Raw genomic sequence first — 9,361 nt, 5'->3', positions numbered from 1 at the left:
GGGCCCCCCCTCCGCTGGTGCGTACGAGTCCTGGGCGAACGAGCTTGACGCTAGGGCCGCTCCTGAGAAGTCACAAGGGTCACTTTCAGGCACCCCGGCTGACGGCCGCGCCGACGCCTTGGGTAAGCTTTGAGGGTCTATGCCTCGACAGCCTCCCGACTAGGTATGGGGCCGCCTTTTCTTCTCATGGGTGGCCTGGCGGGAGGGCCCGTCGGGCCCCCTCCGACGGACTGAGAAGAAGCCCGTCATGTTGCCCCAGGGAACAAACTCGTCTCAGCGGCACGGCGAGTAGGTTCGTCCCAACTCGATGAAAGGGTCGACCATGCGCGAGACGCACCTCCGTCAGGGGCGGCAGACGGTCAAGCTGGGTCTGATCAAGGCGATCCACGACCTGTTCCCGGATGAACGATTGAAGACGTCGTACTCCATCCTGGAGGGCGTCTTCTGCAACCTGGTGGGATCGGCGCTCTCCACTCGCGAGGTGCACCAGATCGGCGTGCGGCTCAAGGAGTGGGCCTTCGACCCGTCGAGCAGCATCGCCTTCCTGGGTCGTGACGGTGGCTACCACGTCTACCAGGTGGGCGACGTGGTGGCCCGTGTCGTGTACCCCGCGCTTCCGCAGCCGAGTCAGGTGGAACCCTTCGAGGTGATCCCCTTCGCGCAGGGTTTCATCGTGGACTTCGGTGACGTCGACAAGGGCGACGGCGCGCCTCTCATTCCGCCGACCCGCTTGTCATCCGCCTATTCGGAGAGCCAGGAATGGCTCGACCGCGTCGATGTCGAGGTGGTCGCGGACGTCAACGCCTACATCAGGGCCGGGCGTCCGTGGAAGCTCATCAGCATCGCCGAGGCGTTGCACGAGAAGCAGCTCGCGGACATCGCAGACGTGATCCTGGCCCAGCGACGGGCGCTGCGCGTCCTTGCCATCTCGGGGCCGTCGTCGTCCGGGAAGACCACGACCACGCAGCGCCTTGCCACCCAGCTGGAGGTCAACGGCTTCAAGCCCGTGGCGCTGTCGCTAGACAACTACTTCGTCAACCGGGAAAGGACCCCCGTCGACGAGGACGGCCGGTACGACTTCGAGAGCCTCGACGCGCTCGACCTGCCCCTCCTCACCCACCAGATCCAAAAGCTGGTGGCGGGCCACGCCGTGGCGGTACCCCGCTTCGACTTCGTGACGGGACGCCGGTTGCCAGTGACGACCCCGCTGCACGTGGGGCCGGCCGAGATCCTGGTCATCGAGGGGATCCACGCCCTCAACCCGAGGCTGGTGGAGGGCATTCACCGCAGCGCCGTGTTCAAGGTCTACGTCAGCGCCCTGGGCGGACTCAACATCGACCTGATGAACCGGGTGCCGACCACCGAGGTCCGGCTGCTGCGCCGCATGGTCCGCGACCACGAGCACCGCGGCATCTCGCCGGAGGTCACCGTCGACCAATGGGACAGCGTGCGGCGCGGCGAGTACGCCTCCGTGTTCCACTTCCAGGAGGACGCCGACGTGATGTTCAACTCGAGCATGATGTACGAGCTGAACGCGCTGCGACCCTTCGCTGAGGAGGCACTGGGGACCATCCCGGACTCCAGTCCTCACGTCGACACCCGCGACCGTCTCCTGAACCTGCTCACCTTCTTCGAGCCCATCGCCACGGAACGCGTCCCGTTCAACTCGATCCTGCGCGAGTTCATCGGCGGCAGCATCTACGACGCCCCCTGAGTGGTCTCCCGCTCCTGAGGGCCGCCCCCGCCGAAGCGGAGGCGGCCCTCAGGAGACGAGGTCAGCGGATGCCCTGGAACCCGAACGTGAACACCAGCTCCTGGCACTGGGGCAGGCGGTACTCGGGGTGGGTCATGGAGCCCCATGAGTCGTCGCCCCCCACGCCGCGACGCATGAGCGCCGGGCGCAGCACCGTCTTCTGGATCGGTGGCAGGTCCACGGGGTGCGCCGCGTTCTCGATCTCGAACGGGGTCCACGGCAGGGCCGAGAACTCCATGGGCTCGTCGACCGAGTCGAACCGGAGCCCGGCGCCGTGGACGTCGGTCACGGTCGCCCAGCGGACGCCGGTGTGGCTGCCAGATTCCTGCGGCCTGATGTAGGGGGTGAGCTGCTCGGACACGTCCGCCGACCACACCCCGAGGCGTGCCCCCGCGCGACGATCCACGTAGCTCTCCTCCGGGCCCTCGCCGTACCAGCTGAGCCGGTTGAGCTCGGGATCCGTGACCAGCATGAGCCCGAACTCCGGCATGTCGGTCAACCCGTCGCCCGGCCGCACCGTGAGTGTCACCTCCACGCGACCCTCGCCGTCGACCCGGTAGACCACGTCGCACTCCCCTGCCGGGCTGCTGGGCAGCTCGTAGGTGTAGCGGATCACGACGGCGTCCTCCACGACCTCCGCCGAGGGACCGGCTTCACTGGCCTCGGCGTACCGGCTTGCCAGGGCCCATTGACCGTCGCGGAACGGCATGTTCCAGCCGCGCTCGTTGGAGGTGGGCGCGTGCCAGAAGTTGGGCTTCGGGATGGCGCGCAACAGCTCCCGGCCACCGTCCGAGCTCAACCCGTACCGGTAGGAGACCAACCCGCCGTACAGCTTGGAGAACAGCGCGGTGAAGTGCCGGCCGCGCACGCCGAAGTTGTGGATGCCGTCGATCAACTGCGGCGCGCTCCGCGGCGACAACGCCGCCGAGGCCCCCGCGACCGTGAACACCGCCTGCTCCCACGACACCTCGTGCCCCACCGGGGCCCAGGATGCGGCGTGGCGGAGCCGGAACGACACGTCGACGGTGTACTCGCCGGCGGCCTCGGGCAGGTCGAAGGGCAGCGGGAAGTTGCCGGTGTCACCGGGATCCACATCCGTCTCGACGACGCCCTCGGCCAGCCCGCGACCCTCGCGCCGCAGCGTCACCACGCACTTGTACACCGACGTGCCGGTGAACAGGTGCCGGTTCTCCACCTCGAAGGAATCGCCGGAGATCTCGATGACGAGGCCCTGGTAGAGCTTCTTCACCTCCTGCATCTTGGGCGTGGGGGTGTAATCGGCGAAGAGGATGCCGTTGCCGCTGAACTCCGCGTCGTGCGGGGCCTCGCCGCAGTCGCCGCCGTAGCCGAAGTACTCCGTGCCGTGCCGGTCCGTGAGCCGGATCGCCTGGTCCGAGAAGTCCCAGATGAAGCCGCCCTGGTAGAGCGGCTCGCGGTAGGCCAGGTCGATGTACTTGTCGACGGCGCCGAACGAGTTGCCCATCGTGTGCGCGTACTCGCACAGGATGTAGGGCTTGTCCCGGTTGGTGCTGAGGAACTCCTCGATGGCGGCCGCCGGGGTGTACATGGTGCTGACCACGTCCGTGGTCTCCGGGTAGCGAGGGTCCCAGTGGACGCCCTCGTAATGCACCGGGCGGGTGTCCAGCGAGCGGAAGTGGTCCGCCACGTCGCGCAGGTTGGTGCCGCCGAAGCTCTCGTTGCCGCAGGACCACATGACGATCGAGGCGTGGTTCTTGTCCCGCTCGAGCATGTTGGAGGCGCGGTCCAGCAGGACGTCGCGCCACTCGGGCAGGTCTCCCGGCACCGCCTGCTCCAACGTGACGCGCCCCCGGACCACCGCGTCCCACATGCCGTGGGACTCGAGGTTCATCTCGTCGATGACGTACAGCCCGTACTCGTCGGTGAGCTCGTACAGGAACGAGTTGTTCGGGTAGTGGCTGGTGCGCACCGCGTTGATGTTGTGGGCCTTCATCAGGCGGATGTCCGCCTCGGTCTGCTCGCGGCTCATCACCCGGCCCTCGAGCCCGAACTCGTGCCGGTTGACGCCGTTGAACACCACGCGGCGGCCGTTGATCTTCAACAACCCGTCCTCGATGCCGAAGCGGCGGATGCCAACCCGCTGAGGGATCACCTCGACGACGGCGCCGCCCGTGTCCAGCACCTCGACGGTGAGGTCATAGAGGTGCGGGTCCTCCGCGCTCCACAGGCGGGGCTGCTCGACGGCGACCGTCAGGACCCCGTCGTCGGCCGTGGTCAGCGCGCCGACCCCGCCCAGGCGGGCCCGCACGGAGCCCTCCCCCTGCAGCGACACGGCGACCCGCACCACCGCCGACGCGAGGTCGTCGGCCACATCCGTGGTGATTCGCAGGTCCTCTGCGTGCACGGCCGGCCGGCGGTAGAGCATGACGTCGCGGAAGATCCCGGAGAACCGGTAGAAGTCCTGGTCCTCGATCCAGGCGGCACCGCTCCACTTGTACACCTGCGCCGACAGCTTGTTCTCGCCGTCGACGAGGTACTGCGTGAGGTCGAACTCCGACGGCGTGAACGCGTCCCCCCCGTAGCCCACGTAGTGGCCGTTGAGCCACACCGCGATGGTGGACTCCGCTCCCTTGAACGACACGCTCAGGCGCTCGCCGTCGGCCAGCGGGTGGTCGAGGGTGAAGTGGGTGACGTAGCTGCCCACAGGGTTGAACTTCTGCGGGATCTGGCCCGGCCAGATGTCCTCGAGCCCGTCCCACGGGTGCTGGACGTTGGCGTACTGGGGGCGGTCGTAGCCCTGCAGCTGAATGTGGCCGGGGACCCGGATGTCGTCCCAGGCGTCGGTGTCGTAGTCCGACGCCTCGAATCCCTCCGGGGTGAGCGACAGGTTCTTGGCGTAGTGGAACTTCCACACGCCGTTGAGGCACTTCTCGAAACTACTGGTCCCCGACGCGGCCTCCGCCGGTCCCGCGAACCAGCGATGGTCCGAGTGTGCGGGGAGCCGGTTCTCGGCGAAGTAGGTGGGGTCGGCGATTCTGCTGCGATCGAACGTCATTTGATAGCTCCTGTGATGCCCTCGGCGAAGGCGCGCTGCAGCACGAGGAAGATCACCATCGTGGGCAGGGACGCCAACAGGACGGCGAGCATCAGCACTCCGTAGTCGGTCACGTAGCCGGCGCGCAGGTTCGAGATGAGCATCGGCATGGTCTGGAAGTTGTTGTTGACAAGGATCACCTTCGGCCACAGGAAGTTGTTCCACGCGGTCATGAAGGTGATGACGGCCGCGGCCGCCAGGGTGGACTTCATCGTCGGGATGAAGATGCGGAAGAAGATGCTCAACTCGCGCAACCCGTCGATCCTGGCCGCCTCGATGATCTCGTGCGGGAAGGACCGGGACGCCTGACGGAACAGGAGGACCAGGAACGGGGTCGCGATCGCGGGCAGGATCACCGCGCCCACCGAGTTGATCATCCCGAAGTCCGCGAACATCCGGAACAGGGGGATCATGGTCGCGGCGAAGGGAATCATCATGGCCAGCAGGAGCACGCCCATGAGCAGGTCCTTGCCCTTGGAATGGAAGACCTCGAAGCCGTAGCCCGCGATGGAGCACACGAAGAGAGCGAGCACCGTGGTGCCGACGGCGTTGACGGTGGAGTACCACATGGCCGAGGCCACGTCCTGCTGCGCCACCAACGAGGAGAAGTTGTCGAAGAGGGCCGTGCCGGGCAGCATCCGGGAGTTGAGGACGTCCTGGCTGGTGTTGGTGGCCGAGACCACCATGAAGTAGAGCGGGAAGATCGACACGATGGCCGAGACCGCAAGGAACAGGTATGCCGGGACCTTGCGCAGCTGGGTCTTAGTCACGCTTGTCACCCACCTTCATCTGGATGAATGCCAGGACCGCCACCATGATGAGGATCACGTAGGACAGTGCGGCTCCGTAGCCGAAATTGGGGTTGCGCTGGAACGAGACCTCGAACAGGTAGTGCGACATCGTCATCGATGTGTACGCCGGGCCGCCCTGCGTCAGGTTCCAGGACTCGTCGAACAGCTGGATGGTGCCGTTGGTCGACAGGATCGCGGTGAGCAGGATCATGGGCTTGAGCTGCGGGACGGTGACGTACCAGAAGGTCTGGAACGAGCTGGCGCCGTCGATCTTGGCGGCCTCGAGCGACGAGTAGTCGATGTTCTGCAGCGCGGCAAGGTAGAACACCATGTTGTAGCCCGTCCAGCGCCACAGCAGGCCCAGGATGATGACGAACCGCGCGGTGCCGGTCTGGCCCAGCCAGTTGACGGGCGAATCAACGAAGTTGAGCCCCATCAGCATGTCGTTGACCAGGCCGTCGTTGGCGAACATGGTCCGGAACACCAGCGAGTAGGACACGAGCGACACCGCGCACGGCAGGAAGATCGCGGTGCGCCAGAGGCCCTTGAATCGCAGGTTCTTGTCGTTGAGCAGGTTGGCCAGGACCAGCGCGATGACCAACATGATCGGCACCTGGATGATCAGGTAGATGAACGTGTTCTGGACGGTGAGCTTGAAGATCTCGTCGCTGAAGAGCCTCTCGTAGTTGAAGTAGAGAGGGTCCGCGAAGTCCACCCGGGTGCCTCGGCCCGTCTTCAGGGACAGGATCAGGGCTTGAAGCATGGGGTAGAAGTTCATCCAGAGGATGAGGACGGCGGCTGGAAGCAGGAAGATCCAGCCGGTGAGGTTGCGTTGCGCCTCGATGCCGAAGCGACGCCGATTCCTGGACGGTTGTCCGTCCAGGGCATCGAGTGGCGCGGCCTTGCGGACCGCCACCCGGGAGCTTTGACTCATGTTCGATCACACCACCTTTCGCGCGGGTGGGGGCCGGCACGCCGGCCCCCACCACGCTGACTAGTCAGGAAATCACTGCATCGCGAATTCGACGGCCTTCTGGGCCTCTTCGAGCGCGGTGTCGATGTCGGTGCCACCGATGATCTTGGTGACCGCGGCGCTCACGGAGTCACGGCCCTCGTAGTAGTAGACACCCGTGTTGTTGCTGGGCACCTCTGCCGAGTACTCCAGGACCTTCGTGAAGATGGGCTCGCCGCCGAAGAATTCCTGCGGCTCGCCGTACACGTCGCTGTCCGCAGCCGGCAGCCAGTTGGCCAGTGCGCCGGACGAGGGGAGGATCGTGTCGTACAGCTCGCTCGAGCCGGCGAAGGTCTTGGCCAGGAAGTCCGCAGCCAGCTCCTTGTCGGCATTGGCGCTGATGGCCCAGGAGGACCCGCCGTTGGCCGTGTAGTGGGTGGCGCCGTCGATGTTGTCGAGCTTGGGCAGGTTGGTGATGCCCCACTTGCCGCTCTGGTCCGCGGCGGACTGGATGGAACCGAGGATCCACACGCCCTGCATGACTCCTGCCACGTTGGAGTTCACGAAGGTGCCGATGAACTCATCCCACGAGTTGACCTCGACGAAGACACCGGAGTCCACCAGGGCCTTGTACGTCTCGATCGACTCGATGAGGGCCTCGTTGCCGACGATGGTGGGCTTGCCCTCATCGTCGAACAGGCTGGCGTCCGCGCTCTGCAGCATCATCATGATCAGGTCCGCCGAGCCGGCCATGCCGGAGGCGAGCGGCTTTCCGGTCTTGGCCAGGACATCCTCACCCTTGGTGATGAACTCGCTCCACGTGATGTCGGTGAAGTCATCGAGGGTGTAGCCGGCCTCCTCGAGGACGTCGGTGCGCAGCGCGCTGATGGCGGTGCCGTTGTCGAACGGCACGCCGTAGTTGACGTCGTCGACGGTGGAGTAGGCCACCACGCCCTCCGGGAACTCGGAGAAGTCGATGTCCGCGTCCTCGAAGTCAGCGAACAGGTCCGGGTAGTTGATGACGTTCTTCTGGAACGCGTTGTTCTGCATCAGGAAGATGTCCGGCAGTTCGCCGGTCTCCTGCGACTGCGCCAAGGTGGTGAGCTTGGTCTGCAGGTCATCCCAGGGGGTCTCGATGACCTCGACCTCCACGTCGGGATTCTCCTCCTGGTAGATCTTCGCGGCCTCGTTCATCGCATAGATGTTGAAGGCAGGGTCCCAGGTCCAGACGGTCAGCTTGCCGTCGCCCTCAGGGGCCTCCGAGCCTGTGTTGCCTGAGCCGCAGGCGGTGAGAGCCAGCGGCACCACGACGGCCATGGCCGCGAGCTTCTTCCACGATTTCATGTGACTTCCTTAGTCCGTTGTGGCCGACACCGTTGTGTGACCAGTGGGCATCCCGCCGGCGTTGGCAAGAATGTTTACGTAAACGTATCACGCGCGCGATCATCGCGCCACCGACCGACCATAACGGTCCGATAACATTCCGCGGGGCCTTTTGTTGGCAATCGCTCACTCCTGGTGACGTCAACATTGGAGGCCAGCTAGACTCCGGCCCATGGGTACCGTCTCGGGTCGAGGACGACGCAAGACCGGCCCGTCCATCGAGGACGTGGCGCGGCTGGCTGGCGTCTCCGCCCAGACGGTCTCCCGAGTCTCCACCGGCGCGGATCCGGTCCGTCCGGAGACGAAGGCCAAGGTGCTGGCGGCCATGGCCCAGCTCGGTTACACACCTAACCGGGCGGCCAGGGCGCTGCGCAACGGCTCCTTCGGGACCATCGGCCTGCTCGCCCACCGCTACGAGCGGACGGGAGAGGTGCTCACCACCGGCGCGGTGGTGCGGGCCGCCGACGACGAGGGCTACACGGTGACGCTCCTGAGCATCGAGACGGAGTCCGCGGAAGCCCAGGACTGGGAGAGCGCCGCCCGCCGGATCTCGAACCAGGCCATCGACGGGCTGGTCATCATCCGCGCGGAGGAGGCCACCCCGGAGACCCTCACGTTGCCCGCGGGCATGCCGGTTGCTGTGTCGGACTCGCGTCTGGTCGGACACTATCCGGCCGTCATGGGCGACCAGTTGCAGGGCTCCCGGGACGCCACCCGCCACCTCCTCCAGCTGGGTCACCGGACCGTCCACCACCTGGCCGGCCCCGAGGATTCAGAGCCCGCGCTCATGCGCCGTGGGGCATGGCAACGCACCCTGGAGTCGGCTGGTCGGCCAACTCCCGAGCCCTGGATCGGCGACTGGACTCCCCGTTCGGGCTACGAGCTCGGGCACAGGATCGCAGCAGACCCGGATGTCACGGCGGTGTTCGTGGCCAACGACGAGATGGCGTTCGGGCTGCTACGCGCCCTCCACGAGGCGGGGCGGCGGGTCCCCGAGGACGTGTCGGTGGTGGGCTTCGACGCGATCGCGCTGAGCGAATTCTCCTACCCACCGCTGACGACGGTGCGGCACGACTTCCAGCGGATCGGACGCGAGTTGGTGAAGCTGGTAGTGGCGCAGATCCGCTCTCGCGGCGTCTCGATGGCGCGGCATGACCGGGTGATCGTGCCCACAGAGTTGCTCATCCGCGGCACCACGGGCCCACCGCCGGGCTGACCACGTCGTCCGCCCCGCCCCCATCCGGGCACGACACGCCGACGGAAGCACACCCGGAGGCCCCAGGTGGCGCCGAGGGGGGACTTTGCCGCACTTTCGTGCACGGAGAAACGGCCCCGACGCGTGGGCCAGCGGCCCGCGTTCCATGGAGCGCTAGGCTCGTCAACGTCTGGAGTGGCCGACCACGGCCCCG

The 9,361-nt window shown here is 66.3% G+C and carries 6 protein-coding genes; 2 read left to right on the top strand and 4 right to left on the bottom strand.

The window, feature by feature from the left end:
- Positions 1-322 precede the first annotated feature (322 nt).
- Positions 323-1,714 carry a uridine kinase family protein gene (locus ACX1D0_RS13440; protein WP_459018505.1) on the top strand — a complete coding sequence of 464 codons (1,392 nt, stop codon included), beginning with the start codon at positions 323-325 and terminating at the stop codon, positions 1,712-1,714.
- A gap of 61 nt (positions 1,715-1,775) precedes the next feature.
- Here the strand turns inward: ACX1D0_RS13440 and lacZ are convergent, their stop codons facing one another.
- The 4 genes from lacZ to ACX1D0_RS13420 form a co-directional block, all read right to left on the bottom strand.
- The gene (lacZ, locus tag ACX1D0_RS13435; RefSeq protein ID WP_459018504.1) at positions 1,776-4,787 is read right to left on the bottom strand and encodes a beta-galactosidase, LacZ type; all 3,012 of its coding nucleotides are present in this window, start codon (positions 4,785-4,787) and stop codon (positions 1,776-1,778) included.
- The gene (locus ACX1D0_RS13430) at positions 4,784-5,596 is read right to left on the bottom strand and encodes a carbohydrate ABC transporter permease (RefSeq protein ID WP_459018503.1); all 813 of its coding nucleotides are present in this window, start codon (positions 5,594-5,596) and stop codon (positions 4,784-4,786) included. Before ACX1D0_RS13430 ends, lacZ begins: the two co-directional genes overlap by 4 nt.
- On the bottom strand, positions 5,589-6,551 hold the full coding sequence (locus tag ACX1D0_RS13425; protein WP_459018502.1) for a carbohydrate ABC transporter permease: 963 nt from the start codon (positions 6,549-6,551) through the stop codon (positions 5,589-5,591). Before ACX1D0_RS13425 ends, ACX1D0_RS13430 begins: the two co-directional genes overlap by 8 nt.
- A 72-nt stretch (positions 6,552-6,623) precedes the next feature.
- Entirely contained in the window at positions 6,624-7,913 is a 1,290-nt protein-coding gene (locus ACX1D0_RS13420; protein WP_459018501.1) for an ABC transporter substrate-binding protein, read from the bottom strand.
- A 211-nt stretch (positions 7,914-8,124) separates the two neighbouring features.
- Between ACX1D0_RS13420 and ACX1D0_RS13415 the strand changes: the two genes are divergently transcribed.
- Positions 8,125-9,168 (top strand): LacI family DNA-binding transcriptional regulator, encoded by a 1,044-nt coding sequence (locus ACX1D0_RS13415; protein ID WP_459018500.1) that lies wholly within the window; start codon positions 8,125-8,127, stop codon positions 9,166-9,168.
- Positions 9,169-9,361: the final 193 nt, after the last annotated feature.

The sequence above is a fragment of the Tessaracoccus pujii genome (genome assembly GCF_054483895.1).
The sequence above is the reverse complement of the archived record's forward strand: the minus strand, read 5'-3'. Positions and strand labels throughout refer to the sequence as shown.